The organism is Mucilaginibacter lacusdianchii (assembly GCF_009770985.1).
GTDB classification, from domain to species: domain Bacteria; phylum Bacteroidota; class Bacteroidia; order Sphingobacteriales; family Sphingobacteriaceae; genus Mucilaginibacter; species Mucilaginibacter lacusdianchii.
This window is the reverse complement of the sequence record NZ_WSRW01000002.1, coordinates 727,191-745,920: the sequence shown is the minus strand read 5'-3', so window position 1 is coordinate 745,920 and position 18,730 is coordinate 727,191. Positions and strand designations below refer to the sequence as shown.

The window sequence follows — 18,730 nt, the reverse complement described above, 5'->3', positions numbered from 1 at the left end:
AATGAAAAAGAATTCAATTAAAATATATATGTTGGCTGGCTTACTGGCTGTAAGCGCAGTATCTTGTAAAAAAGATTTGGACCTGTTGCCTACCAACGACGTAACCGCATCAACAGTTTACAGTACTGCCGCAGGTTACAAGCAAGCTTTAGCTAAAGTATACGGCAGTTATGCACTTACCGGTAACAAAGGCCCGGCTGGTGATGATGGTACCAAAGATATTCAAGGCATTGATGAGGGTACATCTGATTTTTACCGTTTATTTTGGCAGGCACAAGAGTTGCCTACAGACGAGGCTGTGATTGCCTGGGGCGATGCCGGTTTGCCTGATTTTCATAACCTGAGCTGGTCATCAAGCAATCAGTTTTTGAAAGGTTTGTACTATCGTTCAATCTACCAGATTACGTTATGTAATGACTTTATTCGTCAATCTTCTGATGATAATATTGCATCTCGCGGTTTTTCGGGCGCTGATGCTGCCAATATTAAAAGCTACCGTGCTGAAGCCCGCTTTTTAAGAGCTTATCAATATTGGGTATTGATGGATTTGTTTGGCAACCCGCCATTCATGACTGAAGCTGATGCCCTTGGTTCAACCCCACCTAAACAAATCAGCCGTAAAGATTTGTTCACCTATGTTGAAAGGGAACTGAAAGATCTGGATAATAGCTTGGTTGATACACGTCAGAACGAATACGGTCGCGCCGATAAAGCAGCAGCTTATGCATTATTGTCGCGTCTATATCTTAATGCGAATGTGTACACCGGTACTCCGCGTTATAATGATGCAGCTACTTATGCTAAAAAGGTTATTGATGCTGGTTATGGCTTAGTTAGCAATTACAAAAACCTGATGACTGCAGATAACAACCTGAACAAAAACGAATTTCTGCTGACCATCAATTACGATGGTGTACATACCCAAGGTTACGGTGGTACAACCTTCTTGCTACATGCATCAATTGGCGGCTCTGAGCCAGCCGGTGCACGTGGTGCTGATGGTGGCTGGGCTGGTTTGCGTACTACTAAGAGTTTGGTTAATTTGTTCCCGGATGCAACCGGCACTGCCGATAAGCGTGCTATGTTTTATACCAGCGGCCAGAATCTGGAAATTAATAACATCAGCACATTTACTGATGGCTACGCTATTACAAAATACCGTAATATAAAAGCTAACGGTGGTGCACCATCCAACCTCACTTTTGCAGATATAGATGTGCCGTTGTTTCGTTTGGGTGAAATGTATTTAACGTATGCCGAAGCTGTATTGCGTGGTGCTACTACAGGTGATATGGCTACTGCTGTAGGATACGTGAATTTACTACGTGCCCGTGCTTATGGTAACGCCAATGGTGCAGTCACTAGCATTAACCTTAATTTTATTTTAGACGAGCGCGCTCGCGAGTTATACTGGGAAGGTTTGCGCCGTACAGACTTGATTAGGTATGATCGTTTTGTAACCGCTAGTTACCTGTGGCCTTGGAAAGGGGGCGCACAAAACGGACGTGCATCTGATGCTAACCACAATTTGTACCCGCTGCCATCAACCGATTTGGCAGCCAACGCTAACTTAAAACAAAACCCAGGTTATTAAAATGAAATGCCTGCTTGTTAGTTAAGTCATTATTGGCTTAAACGGGCAAGCAGGCACTATAAACTTGTTATACAAATGAAAAAAATAAATACTTACATCATTGCCTTAACCGGCATGGTTATGTTAGCTTTTTCGTCTTGTAAAAAGGATGAAACACGTGTAGTAGCTGGTACAGGCAGTACCACTGCATTAAGTGCAACAACAACTACTTTTGCCGTAACCAGTGCTACAGCAGCCAACAACATTACTACGTTAAATTGGAACACATCTAACTTTGGCTATAATGCAGTAACATCATACGCTCTGGAATTTGACCGTAAAGGAAATAACTTTGCTGCTCCGGTAAGTGTGGCGGTAGCCGGTGGATCTTCCAAAGTTTATACGGTGGGTGACATTAATGCCGTTGCTATACAAGCAGGTTTTGCGCCAGATAAAGCTGCGCAGCTTGAAGTAAGGCTGAAGGCCACTATAAGTCCATCGTATGCAGCATCATATTCAAATGTGGTAACATTAAATTTTGCACCATATCGTGCCTTTGTTACTTATCCATCGATATATGCGCCTGGTGCATATCAAGGCTGGACACCTGCTACCGCACAAACTTTAGCTTCTGTTAAAGATGATAAAAACTATGAAGGCTATGTGAATTTTACCGCAGGTAACCTGTTGTTTAAAATTACCAGTAATCCAGATTGGGATCATACTAATTATGGCTTAAAAGCAGGTTTGCTGGCTACCGATGGTGACAATATCTCTGTGCCAACAGACGGTTATTATTTATTGAAAGCCAATACAGATACTAAAGCATTTTCTGCAACAAAAGTAAATACCTGGAGCTTAAATGGTACAGCTACTAACAATGCTGATCAAAACTTAACCTTTGATGCTGCAACCCAAACTTGGAAAGGTAACATCACTCTTGCAACAGGTACTTTTAAATTCAGAGCTAACGGTGCAAATACAATCGTTTTAGGAGATAAAACACCGGTAACTACATTTTTGATGACCGATGGTGCAGCTATAACTGTTCCAGCAGCCGGTCAATATCAGGTAATACTTAACCTCAGTGTTAGTGGTAACTACTACTACGAACTCAACAAAATATAATATCTAATAACAATAAAGCCGGCCAAAAGCCGGCTTACTTCTTTATAATAACTATGATGAAAAACACCATCAGGTTGCTGAGTAGTTTATTTGCAGGGGTGGCGTGTATCAGTACCGCTTATGCCCAGCATAGTCCGGTTAAAAGTGTAGGCAATGTAAATGATGTTAAAATCAGCGAACAACAGGTAAATATTACTACACAAAATGCCTATGCCGAGGTTGCGGTTTACAGCCCGTCGGTTATTCGTGTCCGTTTAGATAAACAGCCTTTAGCTCCCGATTTTTCATTTGCCGTATTTGCCAAGCCGCAGCAAACAAAAGCTACCATTAATCAGGATGATAATCAGGTAAGTATTACTACCGATTCATTAAAACTGGTAATTACCAAAAAACCTTTTACTACTACCTTTTATACGCCGGATGGTAGGGTAATCAGTCAGGATGAAAAAGGCCTGAGTACTTCATGGGTAAACGAGTCGGTTACCACCTATAAGCACATGCAAGACGATGAGCATTTCATCGGGCTGGGCGAAAAAACAGGTAACCTGGATCGTAAAGGAAGTGGCTATACCAACTGGAATTCAGATACCTTTGGTTACCGTACCGATCAGGATCCTATTTACTCAACCATTCCGTTTTACATAGGTATTCACCATAACCTTAACTACGGGATATTTATGGATAACACCTACCAAAGCGATTTTAACTTTGGTGCCAGCAATAACCGTTTCTCATCGTTTGGCGCCCGAGGCGGCGAGATGAAATATTATTTCATTTACCACAAGCATTTGGCTGATATTATCACTTCGTACACAGCTTTAACCGGCCGCATGAAAATGCCGCCTATGTGGAGTCTAGGTTACCAGCAAAACCGTTATAGCTACTATCCCGATACCGAAGTTTACCGCATTGCCCAAACCCTGCGCGAAAAGAAAATTCCGGCAGATGGTATTACTTTGGATATCCATTACATGGATAAATATAAAGTGTTTACTTGGGATAAAAATCGTTTCCCAGATCCGGCCAAGCTAACTGCCAAGTTAAAGGATATGGGTTTAAAGCTAACACTGATAGTTGACCCGGGCGTTAAAACTGAAGCTGGTTACCCGGTTTACGAAGATGGTTTAAAAAACAACATCTTTATTAAGTATAGCGACAGTACTAATTATACCGGTCAGGTATGGCCTGGCTGGTGCCATTTTCCGGATTTTACCGGCGAGAAAGGCCGCACCTGGTGGCATGGTCAAATTAAAAAATATGCTGATGTAGGTGTAAGTGGTATATGGAACGATATGAATGAGATATCTACCTGGGGACAAAAGATGCCGGATAACGTAATTTTTGATTACGAAGGTCAAAAGGTATCGCACTTACAGGCCCACAACGTGTATGGTTTAGAAATGGCGCGCGCCAGTTTTGAAGGTTACCGTAAGGCGCTAGATAACAAACGTCCGTTTATTCTTACCCGTTCGGGTTACGCAGGTTTACAGCGTTACACTGCCATCTGGACTGGTGATAACCGTGCCGAAGATGACCATATGCTAATGGGCGTGCGTTTGTTAAGCAGCTTAGGTGTAAGCGGCGTGGCATTTTCTGCTATGGATATTGGTGGTTTTACCGGTAACCCGAGCGTTGCACTGTATACCCGTTGGATGCAGGTTGGTGCCTTTACTCCATATTTTCGTAACCACACCCAGGTGAACACCAAATCGGCCGAGCCTTGGGCATTTGGTGAAGAAGCGCTTGAGATTGCACGTAATTACATCAACCTGCGTTACCGCTTGTTGCCTTACCTGTATTCTTCATTCTATGAAGCTACGCAAAATGGGCATCCTATTGTACGTTCACTGGCTATCAATTATACATTCGATCCGAAGGTGTACAGTGTTGCTTACCAAAATCAGTACGAGTTTGGCAATGCTTTTATGATTGCACCATTTGCCGGCGCAGATACTTACGGAACCGTTTATTTTCCGGAGGGTAATTGGTACAATTTGTATAACGATGAAATGATCGCCGGTAAGCAGGAAAAAATTAGTCGTATAAGCACGCAACAACTACCGGTGTTTGTGAAAGAAAGCAGCATCATTCCCATGCAGTCCTTAATTCAAAGCACAGCCGAAAAGCCAACAGATACTTTAACCGTACATATTTACAAAGGCAGCCGCAACAACAGCTTTGTGTATTATGAAGATGATGGCGAAAGTTATAATTATGAAAATGGTACTTATTATAAAAGAACCATTACCTACAATGCAGCCAAACGTCAAATTGTGTTCGGTAAACCAGAAGGTAGTTTAAATTCTAAATTTAAGAACATCAAGGTTCAGTTGCATGGCTTTGCCGATAATGACAAAGTAATGCTCAATAACAAGTCGGCTAATACAAAAACCGAATTTGTATCATTCTTAACGCCCATTTCTACATTCGACCCGCAGGGCGTAGCGAATGTAGCCGAAGGGCATAATGTAAAAAGTTTAACGTTTGGTAACAGCAACAGTCAGATTACCTTAGGGTATTAAGCTGTTCAAAGTTATTACTATGTAATAAAAACCCTTAGCATCTGTATAATGCAGAGCTAGGGGTTTTTCTTTTATTATAATTCATTATTAGCCATTACTTTTGCGTATGCTTTACTGCCATTATTTAAGATTTGTTACTGGTGTGTTTTTAATGTTGTTATGTGGATCAGCGACCTTTGCATCTTCGACTACTGACAATTTAATTGATCGCCTGAAATCTGAAATCGCCAAAAAGCAAACTTATGATCAGGAAAAGGAAAAGGTAATTGCGCAGCTGAAAAGCAAACTTCATCATACACCGGCAACAAATGCTGAGCAGCAGTTTTACTGGTGTAACCGTATTTATGACGAATACAAATCATACCAATACGACTCGGCTTTTGTGTATACAGATAAAATGCAGGCCCTTAGCCAACGCTTGGATGACAAGAGTAAAGCGTATCAGGCCAAAATAAAAACAGCCTTTATACTTTTATCATCCGGTTTGTTTAAAGAAGCATTTGATAATCTTAAGGGAATCGATTCGCGTTACCTGCCAGATAGCGTAAAAGTTACCTATTACTCCATTCTTACCCGTGCAAATTACGATGTGGCTAACTATAACAATGATAGCCATTATTCGCCGGGTTATAATGAATTAGCCAATCAGTATATTGATTCGGCCATTGCTATTAGCAAACCAAACTCTTATGATAGGCTTTATCTGTCGGGTTACAAGGCATTTAAAAATAGGCAATTTGCAACTGCCGAAGCTACTTTTAAAGAGTTGTTAAAGCGCAAGCTCAGTGGCCATGAGTATGCTATAGTTACTTCTACACTGAGTAACCTATATATGGGTACCAATCAGCAAAAAGGCATCGATTTGCTCATTTTAGCGGCTATAAGCGACATTCAATCATCTACCAAAGAAACTGTTGCCTTACTTTGGCTGTCGGAAATACTTTATAAAAATGGAGATGCCAAAAACGCTTACAACTTTTTGCAGCAGGCCATGGCCGATGCTGAGTTTTACGGTGCCCGTCAGCGGCAGTTCCAAATCAGCACTGTACTACCCATAGTAGCTGCCCAGCAGCTGGAGTATTCCGAAAAAGAGCGTACCCGTTTCCTTACCTACTTTGTGTTAATTACTGTACTGGCTGGTGGTGTAATCATTATATCGATCTTACTGTTTAAGCAGCTTAAAATGGTACAGGCAAAGGAGAAGATTATTGAGGATAAGAACGTTGAACTGGAAGCTACCAACGGCAAACTGCAGGAGGATGCCCGTATTAAGGAAGATTATATCGGTTATTTTTTTAACGTTATATCAGGTTATATATCCAAGCTTGAAAAATTAAAGCACTCTATTGATACTAAATTGTCTATCAAAAAATATGACGATATTCAGGTAACCATCAATAACATTAATATTAAAAAGGAACGCGAAACACTGTTTTATACATTCGACCATGTGTTCCTGAAAATATTCCCCAACTTTGTTACCTCGTTTAATGCTCTTTTTGCCGAGAAAGACCAGATTTGGCCTAAAGAGCATGAAGTGTTAACTACTGATTTGCGCATTTTTGCCCTGATGCGTTTAGGAATAACCGATGTAGAGGCTGTTGCCAACATACTGGAGTATTCTGAAAAAACTATTTATGTATATAAAATGCGCATGAAGGCCAAAGCCTTAGTGCATGGTGATGAATTTGATGCCCGCATTATGGCAATCAAAGCGGTTGATGCACCTAAAGTGTTAGCCTATTGATGTTTATCGGTCAGATATTCTTGATGGGAATAGCCGAATTCGATATTATTTCGGTGAATATTTTTCCCATTGATATAAAATTTCTAATATTACAGTATTTCTGCTCTGATTTTAATGAATATTAGCCAAACTGAAAGTTCTGAACAATTTTTGCTGGGTGGCGGAGAAATGGGTAAGCTCATTCGCTCTATGGACTGGTCTAAAACAGCACTTGGACCCATAGAAACCTGGCCGCAAAGTTTACGAACTACTGTTAGTCTTTGCCTTTCCTCTACATTTCCAATTCTTATTGCCTGGGGACCTGAAACCATTCAAATTTATAACGATAGTTATCGTCCTATCTGCGGTGCTAAACACCCTGAATCGATGGGCCAAAATTTCAGAATCTGCTGGGAAACCGCTTTGCCTGTTGTAGGCGATGCTTTTACACGCGGGCAGCAGGGCGAGGGTACTTATATAAAAGACCAGCGCATGTTTCTGGACAGATATGGTTACCTGGAAGAATCTTTCATGACCTTTTCGTTTGCACCTATTCGGGACGAATCGGGAGAGGTGGGCGGTATATTCCATCCTATCACCGAATCTACCGAAAAGATGCTGAGCGCGCGTCGTACGCAATCACTACGCGATTTAGGTGCAGCTATTGGTAAGGCTAAGTCTGTTCACGAGATAGCAGGCATTACCATTCAGAAATATTCTGAGTATGTTCTTGATTTGCCATTTATCCTTTTATACCAGTTTAATGCTGATGAACAAACCGCAACACTAATAGGCAACGCTGGCTTGGATGCTAACAGTATAATGGCGCCTACAATGGTTGATACGAGTGACCAGGAAACGGTTTGGCCATTCTACAAAGTTCTGGAAACCGCACAAAATGTAGTGGTTGATGATTTGGTAGCCCGTTTCGGCGAATTTAATTGCGAACCCTATCCCGAAACGCCTATAAACGCAGTTTTGATACCCGTACGTATTTCGGGGCAGGATAGTGTTTTTGGCTTTTTGGTAGCAGGAGTAAGTGCGCGCCGGGCTTTAGATGATGCCTACCTGAATTTTTATGAGTTGTTGGGTGGTACTTTCAATACAGCAGTTACCAACGTATATGCTTACGAACAGGAGCAGAAAAGGGCCGAGGCCTTAGCTGCTATCGACCGCTCCAAAACAGCATTTTTTAATAACGTAAGTCACGAGTTCAGAACGCCGCTTACCCTGATGCTAGGGCCGCTGGAGGAACTATTAAGTCAGCCGGATTTGCAAAATCCCGGTGTTAAAGAAAATATAGATGCTACTTACCGCAACACCTTGCGGTTGTTAAAACTGGTAAACAACTTGCTGGATTATAGCCGGGTAGAAGCCGGGCGTGTGCAAGCTTTATACCAGCCGGTTGATTTGGCTTCGCTTACAGCCGATCTGGCCAGCAGTTTCCGGTCAATCATTGAAAAGGCTGAGATGGAACTGGTGGTTAATTGTCCGCCTATGGATGCATCGGTTTATGTAGACGGGCAGATGTGGGAAAAGATTGTGCTCAACCTTTTATCCAATGCCTTTAAATATACCTTGCAAGGCTCCATTAAGGTAGAGCTTAAGCAACAGCAAAACTTTGCCGTATTGCAGGTGATAGATACTGGTGTTGGTATTCCGGCCAAAGAGTTGCCGCATATGTTTGAGCGCTTTCACCGCATCGAAAATACTGCCGGTCGTACACACGAGGGTACGGGCATTGGCCTGTCGCTGGTGCATGAACTGGTTAACCTGCACCACGGAGAAATTACAGTAGAAAGTGTTGAAGGAGTAGGCAGTACATTTACGGTGAAAATACCGTTAGGAAAATCACATCTGCCAGCAGCGCAAATATCCGGTGCAGATAAATTGGTCAACTCTTCTACGTTGAAAGGTGCATTTATCAAAGAAGCTTCCAGTTTGTTGGATACTAATGATGAGATGGCTGGTACTACAGAAGCAACAGGCTATACAAGTCATTACAGTGAGCAAAGCGTTATTGCTGAAGATAAGGACACCCGCATATTAGTTGTGGATGATAACGCCGATATGCGTGCTTACATCACCAGGTTATTATCACCATACTTTACTATTCAAACAGCAGTAAACGGACTCGACGCATTAGAAAAGATAACTACAGAAATGCCCGACCTGGTTGTAAGCGACATTATGATGCCGGTAATGGATGGTAAACAATTGCTTCAACATATTAGGGATAATGCCATAACAGCACGTTTGCCGGTAGTGTTTTTATCTGCCCGTGCCGGCGAAGAAGCACGGATAGATGGCTTGGAGGCCGGTGCCGACGACTATCTGGTGAAACCCTTTTCGGGCAAAGAGCTGCTTACCAAAATTGTGGCACAAATAAAAATAAACAAAGCCCGTAACCAAGCCGAGCAAATGTTACGTGCCCTGTTTTTAAAAGCGCCGGTAGCTATTTCCGTTTATCGTGGTACACAACATGTGATTGAAGTGGCTAACGATATGATGCTGAGTTACTGGGGACGAAGCGCCGAAGAAACTTTGGGGAAACCATTGTTTGAAGCTATACCCGAATTAGAAGGGCAAGGGTTTGATCAGATTATGGAAAGGGTATACACCTACAACGAGCGATTTGTGCTGGACGAAACACCAGTAAATTTAATTCGTTATGGTACGCCCGAAACTATATATATAAAATTAACAGTTGAACCTTTGCATGACCAGCAAGGCAACGTAAACGGGATGATGGCCGTGGCTCATGATGTGCATGAACTGGTACTGTCGCGGCAGCAAGCACAAGATACTACTGCCGAGGTGCAGGCCTTGATGCGTAAAAAAGACGAGTTTATGAGCATTGCAAGCCATGAACTGAAAACGCCGCTAACCAGTATGAAAGGTTATTTACAACTGCTGGAAAGAATGGTATCGGCAAATACCGATAATCGGTTAACCGGTTTTGTTGGCAAGGCCAATAGGCAAGCCGATAAACTTACTGAGTTGGTTAACGAATTGCTGGATGTTACTAAAATACAGGCGGGTAAGCTGGAGCTTACGAAAACTGATTTCCCTATAAAAGACTTGTTGGAAGACTATATAGAGCACCGACATTTCACCGACACACAACATGCAATTTTAATTGAAGGTGATTTAGATACAATTATTACCGGCGACCAAAGCAGGCTGGAACAGGTAGTGAATAACTTGATTAGCAATGCTATTAAATACTCACCCGATGGCGACAGTGTGGTGGTAAAGGTAACCACAAACGACCATCAAATTAAAATATCAGTTACTGATTATGGCATAGGTATACCGCCAAATAAAATCCAGTACCTTTTTGATCGTTTTTACCGGGTGGAAGAAACCGTGCACAACATATCAGGTTTGGGCTTGGGGCTTTACATATCTTCTGTTATTATTGAACGGCATAACGGACAAATAGGTGTGGAAAGTGCCGTTGGTAAAGGTAGTACATTCTGGTTTACACTGCCTTTATTATAAAAGTGAGGCATGAAAACCGGTAGAATCTATAATTGCAAATAATATATTTTCAATTTAATAAAACTTTCAGAAAGTTTTGAAAGTTTATAAAGTTGTATATATTTGCATATGGAATTACCTGAAGCCAAACAAAAATTTATTGAAGCCTGGGGAAAGCTAGGATCGGAGTGGGGGATAAACCGGACGATGGCGCAGGTGCATGCCCTGTTGCTAATTACGCCCGGCGAGTTAAGCACTGAGGAGATTATGGCCGAGTTAAGCATATCGCGAGGTAATGCCAACATGACGCTTCGTGATTTGATGGGCTGGGGACTGGTGGAGAAAAAGCACCGTGCAGGCGAACGCAAAGAATACTTTTTTGCTGATAAGGACACCTGGAACATTGCCCGCCAGGTAGCTAAAGAACGCCGCAAACGCGAACTTGATCCGGTACTGAAGGTGTTGAATGAGCTGACCGAAGTAAAAGGCGATGCCAAGAACCCAGAATACGCAACGTTTCATAAATCTATAACCGATATTAATAAGCTGGCTAAAAATGTTGACCGCACGTTAGAAACGATGCTCAAGGCAGAAGAAAGCTGGTTTTGGGGCTCAATTTTAAAAGTCTTTAAATAGGCTTTTTTATTTAAGTTATACTTTCAATATTTTCTGAAAATTCAATAATATTAAAATGAGCAAGCTTAAAAATTATCTCATCCTTTTTGACGCCGAGTGCCCAATGTGCAAAATGTACACGCAAACATTGGTTCAAGCCGGCGTATTAGAGAGCGATGGCCGCATGGCTTATCAAAGTTTACCGGCCGATGCCTGCCCCATGGTTGACCGCCAACGCGCCGTAAACGAAATTGCGCTGGTTAATCAACAGACAGGAGAGGTGACGTATGGCATACATAGTCTGTTTAAAGTAATAGGCATGGCTATGCCAGTATGGAAGCCACTATTTGCGTTTGGGCCTTTTATATGGATAATGAGTAAGGTTTACGCTTTTATATCTTACAATCGCCGGGTTATCATTCCTGCAACGCAAGTAGAGCAGTTTCAGCTTCAACCCAGTTTCAAACGCCATTACCGTATTGCCTATTTAATGTTTACTTGGCTGGTTACCTCTTTTATACTTACCCAATATGCTGGCTTGTTGCAAGGCCTTGTGCCTGTAGGTAATAGCTATCGTGAGTACTTGATCTGCGGCGGACAGATTTTTTTCCAAGGTTATATCATCAACCTCATCAATAAAGAAAAGATGTGGAACTACTTAGGCAACATGATGACTATATCTTTTGGCGGGTCTTTACTACTATTACCTGGCTTGCTTTTAGCCGGTTACCTTGGGCAGCATCCTGTCATATATGCCGGCTATTTTATGCTGGTAGCCGGACTGATGTTTTTAGAACACATTCGCCGTAGCCGCTTATTGCAACTGGGCTGGGCGATGACGATTAGCTGGGCGTTATACCGTGCAGCAATACTTATTATCATTCTTATTTAAACCTACATATCATGAAATATCAAAAGATTATACTGGCTGGTGGCAACGGTTACCTAGGCCAGGTGTTAGCCGCTTATTATGCGCCTTTAGCAAGCGAAGTTGTGATATTGAGCCGTACTCCAAAAGCACAGCACGGCAATATTGTTACGCTGGTATGGGACGGCAAAAATGAGGGCGACTGGATGAATAGTTTAAACGGCGCTGATATGCTGATTAACCTGTGCGGTAAAAATGTGAATTGCCGGTATACCGCCAAAAACCGCGCAGAAATTATAGCTTCACGCATAGAGCCTACACAACTTTTAGGAAATGTGGTTAATAAGCTGCAACAGCCACCTAAATTGTGGATCAACGTAACCTCTGCAACTATTTACCGGCATGCCGAAGATTTTGCTCAGGATGAAGCGACCGGTCAGATAGGTTATGGTTTTTCTATTGATGTATGTCGCGAATGGGAAAAAGCATTTTTTGAAAGTCAAGCACCGCATACCCGCAAAGTAGCTTTACGTATGGGTATTGTTTTGGGTCGTAAAGATGGCGTATATCCACGATTACTTAATTTAGTAAAATGTGGATTAGGTGGCAAACAAGGCGATGGCAAACAATATGTATCATGGGTACATGAGCAGGATGTGGCAACCAGCACGGAATGGCTACTCAATCACCCCGAAATAGATGGTGTAGTTAACTGCACAGCACCCGAAGCGGTTACTAATGCCGAATTGATGAAAATTCTCCGTCAAGCGTACGGTGTGCCATTTGGAATACCAACACCCACATGGTTGCTAAACATTGGTGCACGGCTTATTGGTACAGAAACAGAACTGATATTAAAAAGCCGCTGGGTGGTACCTAAGCACCTGCTTGATAGCGGTTATCAGTTCCTTTTCTCAAAAGTTGATTATGCCATTAAAGATATCATCAGCATCCGCATTTAAATAACTTAGACCTTAATTACATATTTTATTTCAATCTCACTTATCCATGAAATCTTTTTTCACCCCAAAATTTAACGGCTTTTTTGTAGCCAACCTGGTTGCTTTCACGCTTATTGGTTTAAGCAAGTTGTCCGAAAAGTACATCTTTACCTACAATGCTGGTGTGCTGGTCTTCTCTGAGTTTGTTATCATCCCTTTACTTATGGGTATCATCAGTGCCTGGTTTTGGCGCGATAGCAATTTGAGTAGTAATAAGCTAACAGGTTATTCTTGCATGAATGCTTTTATAGCAATTCTTTTAAGCTTTATTTTTTTAGGCGAGGGGATGATTTGCTTAATTATCGTATCGCCACTTTTGATGGTATTGGTTATTGCCGGTGCTTTTATAGGTAAATCTATGTTTAACAAGAACAATCAAACCTTAAATATTAGCATACTATCGTTAATGGCAGTAGTGTTTTTTGCTGACGCCTCTACGCCGCACCGTTATGACAATATGGTGGCTGACGAAGTGCAAATAAATGCGCCGGTAAGTCAGGTTTGGCAGCATGTGGTGGCCTTTAAGCGTATTGAAGAAAAAAATAAATACTGGTTGTTTAAAGCCGGCATGCCTAGCCCGGTACAGGCAACTGTTGATGGTTACCATGTAGGTGCTGGTCGTAAATGTATTTTTAGTAACGGATACGTGTTCGACGAAAAAATTGTAACCTATGACGTAAACCGTAACCTTACCTTTGACATTACGCACCAGCCACGTGATCCAGAAATTATGGGGCATATTGATATTTTACGTGGCCAGTTTTTACTGAAAGACAATGGCAATAACACCACTACCTTGATAGGTAACAGCTGGTACCGTTTATATGTATTTCCGGCGTGGTATTATGATACCTGGGCAAAAAGTATCACCCGCAACGTGCATATCCGCGTAATGGAACACATTAAAGAGTTAAGCGAAAGCAAATAAGATGTTTCTATTCATCATCAAGTACTTTGGCTTTTTGAAGTTTGTGCCAGGTTTAGCAATTCTGTTTGATAATGGATTAAAGCTGTACAGCCTGCTCACAAAACCCAATATATTAGATTGTGTAGACGAAATTGAAGCTACCTTACTGCAGTGGCCTCACACTTCAGTTACCACCCATAAGTACGGCGGAATTCAGTTTAACTATGAAGGTAAGGAAATAGGTCATATCCACAGCAACGGCCTATTGGATATGCTGCTGAGCCGTAAGCTTAAAGCACGTTGGATGCAGGACGGACGCATACAGGATCATCACTCTTTTAAAAATTCAGGTTGGATAAGTTTTTATATCAGTACTATTGAGGATAAAGAATATGCGATTCAATTGCTGCAAGCTGGCTATGAAAAAGTAATGCAATCAGATATGAAGTAATTACTATAAAGTCTAGAGCATCGCTTAACTATTTTTTATTTGCCCGGTATAAGTACTCTCAAAGATCTTATCTGCATTAGTGGTTTCAAAACCGTCGCGGCGGTGCATGGAGTTGATTTCACTGGCCGGTAGATGCTGGTATTCGGGTAATACCAATCGCTCGGCAAACTCTACGTAGCTGCCGGCTATGCTCATGCTATCGCCACCGGCAAAGGTGGCTTCCTGCATTTCGGCTATGGTACTGCTTTGCAATAACAATTTATCGGCACTGATTTTTATTTTACCGCCTGCATTGTTCAGTTTAATACCAAGCGATTCTACCAAGTCATCAAAAGCAGCTATTGTATTAAAGCCTTCTTTTAAGGCATGTACGCTAATGGTGTAATGGTTTAAGTAATAGCGGTTATAAATAACCCACGCCGCATATTCGCTTTCATCCAATAAGGTTTGATAATGCTGTTTGGTGGGTAGCGGCCATAATGATTGATGCAGAAACTCTCCAATCTGCTCACCATTATTTAGGTCAAGTGCATCCACAGGGTCGGCTTGAATGTGGGCTGTATATTCATTGATAATTTGTTGGGCTTGTGGCGATAGTTGGTCAACCACCAGCTCACTCATAAATATTCGAGGATATTGTTCTGATGGTGGAGCGTACCAATATGCGTTCAGCTTTTTGCCTTCAAAATAGTAGTAATCACGCTTTTGATAGCCATGATGTAAAAATATCTTTTCAAAGGATTTTATCCCTAAATGCGGCACACCCAGCGTGCGGAAAGCGATATGATCATTCACTATTTCATCTTGACTGGCAACTACTCCTCGGTCAACCATGGCTGCCGTAATTTTTTTGACAGCAGGTACCTTAGCCTGGTAGCGTTCAAAAAGGATATTTAAAAAAATATCTAATGGTGTGTGCTGGGTAAAATTCATGGCTAAATGTGTTTCATCAAAATTACTTAATAATGTAAATAAAATTTAGGAAACCAGTTAGCAAACAATAAAGCCTCATCAAATTCTATATGATAAGGCTTTATTGTTTTAGATAATGCCGGGCTTGCTTACCACTGCATAAACAGCACCATAAGCAGGCACCGTAACTTTGATGCCGCCACTTGTGGGCGCGCTATAAGGTTTAATATAGGGGTAATTCAATGGTCCGCCTTCTTTACCGGTAGGCCCAAAGCCATTAATGTACACTTTAATAGAGAAGCCCGGATCATCACTTCCACCTTTTAACCTGTAAAAATAAAACTGCGCGCCTGGAGTAAAATTATTGATGTTTACTGTTACTGTTTGAGCAGTGTTGCCCTTGTTAGCTAAAACAACGCCCACTTGCCCGGATGTAAAAGTTGAAGCATAGCTTGCCACATTGCCGTTGCCCTGTACAGACGAAGCAACCATACGGTCACCAAAAAACTTCTGAAAAAAGTACATATAATAAAAAGCCGGACGTGGATTATATTTAGGGTCTATAGCGGTATTAGCGGCTTTAACATTAAGCATGCCCATATCATTACTTTCATAAGAGCTGTTATTGCCCAAGTCCCAGCGGCAAGCCATACCATAGTGGTTTTTAATCAACTCGCCCAATACAATGGCCGAGTGCAGGCCCGATATGTTAGAAATCATCTGCTTAGAACCCTGTGCAAATATATTCCATTCGGTAAGGGCAACCGGCTTTTGTGTAACACCGGCATTGGCTACACAGGTTTTTATCCAATTCATGATGTCGCCTGTTACGGTGGATGCGGAATTTAAGATAGTGGTTGGGGTAGAGTTTTCGCCATAAGGCGTATAGTAATTGTGTACCGCATAAAAGTCGGGATAGTTACCTGCAGTGGCTAACACACCCTGGTTCCAATTGGGTACTTCTTCGGTGCCGGTGTATTGATGGTCAATCATTACCGCGCCAATTTTTATGGTACTGCCAATCTCGGCCGCAGCCTTTCGCATGGAATCGGCAAAAATACGAAAATGCTGACCGTAAAGCTGCCCGGTTATAAACTTGGGCTGTCCGTCGTGATTTTTCGAAACATCAATCATGTAACCGGCTTCCCAATTGCCAAAGCATTCGTTGCCCACTTCCCAGTACTTGGTACGGCCATTATCATATCTCACCCAGTCGGCCGCCATATGGGCAGCAGTTTGTACGGGGTGCGGTCCTTGACCATAGCGGGCATAGCCATAGTTAACGGTAATTACACCTGTGCTTCGGGTTTGCTGCAGCATTTGGTAATAGTTGTCAACAGTACAGGTCCAGGTTTGGGTATTACGGCCATACCAGTAACCTCCAGCAGGTATAATATTACCATTTGGATCGTACAATTGATCGGGCACATCTTTAGGCTTTTGATCGGGTGCCAGGTTCCAGAAGTAAGTATCTGAAAAGCTGCCGCCAGGTACACGGATAATGCGCGGTGCCAGTCGTTTCACATGCCCAATCATGGTAGGTTCAGTTATAGAGCCCATATTGGCGTTAGCGTTGTTGCCAAATACATACCGTGATACTTTACTAATTACCTGAGTGGGATTGATAACTACCGTTGTGGCGCTATTGCCACTATCTGCTGCAGTAGTATTTGCCGATGCAATGTTCAGGTTGCCAACCAGCCAGCTATCATTTGTGAAAAATCCTTCGGTATTGGCCAAAAACGGGTCAGCTGCGTTGAACGATGAGTTTGTACTAGCCATTGCGGGCAAACTAGGCGACATAGCCTCACTTGTAGGCGACAGACCTTCTTCTTTTTTACAGGCTTGCATAACGAATGCGAGCCCAAAAAACATAGTTAGTTTTTTAAGTTGCTTCATTGAGTATAATCAATAGTTAAATTTTAGGGGAATTAACTATACGGAGTTATACGTGCTTCACTCCTTTGGGTTTCAACGGCTAAAACTAAAATTAATTATAATGCTGTTTTCTTGACCTAAGGTGTACAGTGACAAAGAAGTGGGATAAAGGCTGAAATTGATGAACAGCTATAAATTGAAAATGAAGCGGTTAACCAATGGTTAATAGTAACCAATAGCCTTCAATGAATTTTTGAAAAAATTTGAGGGTTTATCCTCTAAAGTTTTGTATAGTTTATTAATTGCTTATGATAACTTAGTTTCTAAAGTTTCGTCTGTAGCATTAGATGTGATGGTTGATGCTTCTTTAGTATGTGATCTGGTTTTAACAATGGCAAACCTGTCTTTAAGTTTCAGAAAGTGCTTTTCAAAAAATTCGTATGATACGTAGCTTACTACAAATGATATGATAAGTGCAATTAAGCGGAAAGCTAGTTCATTTATGAAAAGACTTCTGCTATAAGCGCCAAAATACTTGTTGCCTACTTCGGTAGCCAAATCTACACCTATAGGGTGTAGCAGATATAGCCCGTAAGTATACTTACCCCACTTACTCATAAAGCGGTTGTTAGAAAGTTTAAACAACGAACGTTGGTTATAATTCTGCTCTAAAATCACAAAGGCAAAAAGAAGGCAGTTGCCAATTCTCATGAATAAACCTACCGATTGAGCATGGTGTGTTTGTGAACTAAAAAGTAACCAGCAGAAACCCAAAAAATAAATTAGTGCCGTTTGCAGCTTAGTTAAATTTTGAAACCAGCTTTTAAACTTTGTAGAATAAAAAGCATAGTATGCAAATAGTCCGCCGATAGCCAAATCGCCACAAACACTTAAGGTGTGAAAGTACATGGTACTACCATCTGCCCTGTGCTGATAGCGAAAAACGTAGCATAAGACAACAATTGCCGGGAAAATATATTTGTAGAACTTTTTAGGAATAAAGTAAAAAAGCAACGGCCAGATAAAATAAAATTGCTCCTCCACCGCAACAGACCATATTGGGCCAAGCATAGTATGATGAAAACCAGAAGCTTTTGCAATATCTAAAAAGTTAAAATTAGATAAGAAGGTTACAACATATAGCGGACTAATACCAGGCGTAGTTTGCAACCCTGCATATTTGCATATTATTGGGAATACTGTGAATTCTAATATTACCAATAAATAATATAACGGCCAGATGCGTAATGCCCGGCGTATATAAAAGTAAACTACATTGACACGACCTTTCTTTTCAGTTTCCTGAAGCAGTAAATAGGTAATTAAAAAACCGCTTAAAACAAAAAAGAACGATACTCCCTGTGCTCCTAAGTGTAGTAGAAGGTTCAAAACCCTGTCCCAGTAATGGCGGTAAAAATGAAGGTTAGCTACCCAAGCATTATTAGTGTGCTGAATAAAAACAGCCATAAACGCCAAAAAGCGTAATCCATCAAGGTTTGCAAAGAAGATTTTATCTTCTTTGTTCAATAATTTTGGCGTCATGACAGTAAATTTGCTCTAAAAATAATAAACTCAAGTCACTTTAACTGACGAATTTGTAATGAAAGATGAATTTTGTTGTTTATTATACAAATAGTCTAAGTAGCAACAGATAGAATAATATTTC

The 18,730-nt window shown here is 41.5% G+C and carries 13 protein-coding genes; 10 read left to right on the top strand and 3 right to left on the bottom strand.

Translation table 11 applies throughout. The features are described 5' to 3' along the window. Position 1: 1 nt before the first annotated feature. From GPM24_RS10255 to GPM24_RS10210, 10 genes are all read left to right on the top strand, one after another. Positions 2 to 1,594 (top strand): RagB/SusD family nutrient uptake outer membrane protein, encoded by a 1,593-nt coding sequence (locus GPM24_RS10255; RefSeq protein WP_158826663.1) that lies wholly within the window; start codon positions 2 to 4, stop codon positions 1,592 to 1,594. Between the two features lie 75 nt (positions 1,595 to 1,669). After that, entirely contained in the window at positions 1,670 to 2,701 is a 1,032-nt protein-coding gene (locus tag GPM24_RS10250) for a SusE domain-containing protein (protein WP_158826662.1), read from the top strand. A gap of 53 nt (positions 2,702 to 2,754) precedes the next feature. Continuing rightward, positions 2,755 to 5,223 (top strand): glycoside hydrolase family 31 protein, encoded by a 2,469-nt coding sequence (locus tag GPM24_RS10245; protein ID WP_233268784.1) that lies wholly within the window; start codon positions 2,755 to 2,757, stop codon positions 5,221 to 5,223. A gap of 106 nt (positions 5,224 to 5,329) precedes the next feature. Then, a complete protein-coding gene (gene susR / locus GPM24_RS10240; RefSeq protein ID WP_158826661.1) occupies positions 5,330 to 6,970 on the top strand; it encodes a SusR family glycan utilization regulator in 1,641 nt (546 codons plus the stop codon). 114 nt (positions 6,971 to 7,084) lie between these two features. Beyond that, on the top strand, positions 7,085 to 10,453 hold the full coding sequence (locus tag GPM24_RS10235) for an ATP-binding protein (RefSeq protein ID WP_199269722.1): 3,369 nt from the start codon (positions 7,085 to 7,087) through the stop codon (positions 10,451 to 10,453). Positions 10,454 to 10,561: 108 nt separating this feature from the next. Further along, the gene (locus GPM24_RS10230) at positions 10,562 to 11,068 is read left to right on the top strand and encodes a GbsR/MarR family transcriptional regulator (protein WP_158826660.1); all 507 of its coding nucleotides are present in this window, start codon (positions 10,562 to 10,564) and stop codon (positions 11,066 to 11,068) included. Positions 11,069 to 11,123: 55 nt separating this feature from the next. Next, complete coding sequence (locus tag GPM24_RS10225; protein ID WP_158826659.1) at positions 11,124 to 11,939, top strand: thiol-disulfide oxidoreductase DCC family protein; 816 nt, start codon at positions 11,124 to 11,126, stop codon at positions 11,937 to 11,939. A gap of 11 nt (positions 11,940 to 11,950) precedes the next feature. After that, positions 11,951 to 12,877 carry a TIGR01777 family oxidoreductase gene (locus GPM24_RS10220; RefSeq protein WP_158826658.1) on the top strand — a complete coding sequence of 309 codons (927 nt, stop codon included), beginning with the start codon at positions 11,951 to 11,953 and terminating at the stop codon, positions 12,875 to 12,877. Positions 12,878 to 12,923: 46 nt separating this feature from the next. Continuing rightward, positions 12,924 to 13,844, top strand: coding sequence for an SRPBCC family protein (locus GPM24_RS10215; RefSeq protein ID WP_158826657.1), 921 nt, complete (start codon positions 12,924 to 12,926; stop codon positions 13,842 to 13,844). A gap of 1 nt (position 13,845) precedes the next feature. Beyond that, positions 13,846 to 14,274: a luciferase domain-containing protein gene (locus GPM24_RS10210; protein WP_233268782.1), complete on the top strand. Its 429-nt coding sequence runs from the start codon at positions 13,846 to 13,848 to the stop codon at positions 14,272 to 14,274. A gap of 24 nt (positions 14,275 to 14,298) precedes the next feature. Here GPM24_RS10210 and GPM24_RS10205 read toward each other — a convergent pair whose 3' ends face one another. The 3 genes from GPM24_RS10205 to GPM24_RS10195 form a co-directional block, all read right to left on the bottom strand. Further along, a complete protein-coding gene (locus tag GPM24_RS10205; protein WP_158826656.1) occupies positions 14,299 to 15,207 on the bottom strand; it encodes a DUF1338 domain-containing protein in 909 nt (302 codons plus the stop codon). A gap of 108 nt (positions 15,208 to 15,315) precedes the next feature. Then, entirely contained in the window at positions 15,316 to 17,085 is a 1,770-nt protein-coding gene (locus tag GPM24_RS10200; RefSeq protein WP_158826655.1) for an alpha-L-arabinofuranosidase, read from the bottom strand. Between the two features lie 285 nt (positions 17,086 to 17,370). Then, positions 17,371 to 18,606 (bottom strand): acyltransferase family protein, encoded by a 1,236-nt coding sequence (locus GPM24_RS10195; RefSeq protein ID WP_158826654.1) that lies wholly within the window; start codon positions 18,604 to 18,606, stop codon positions 17,371 to 17,373. Positions 18,607 to 18,730 lie beyond the last annotated feature (124 nt).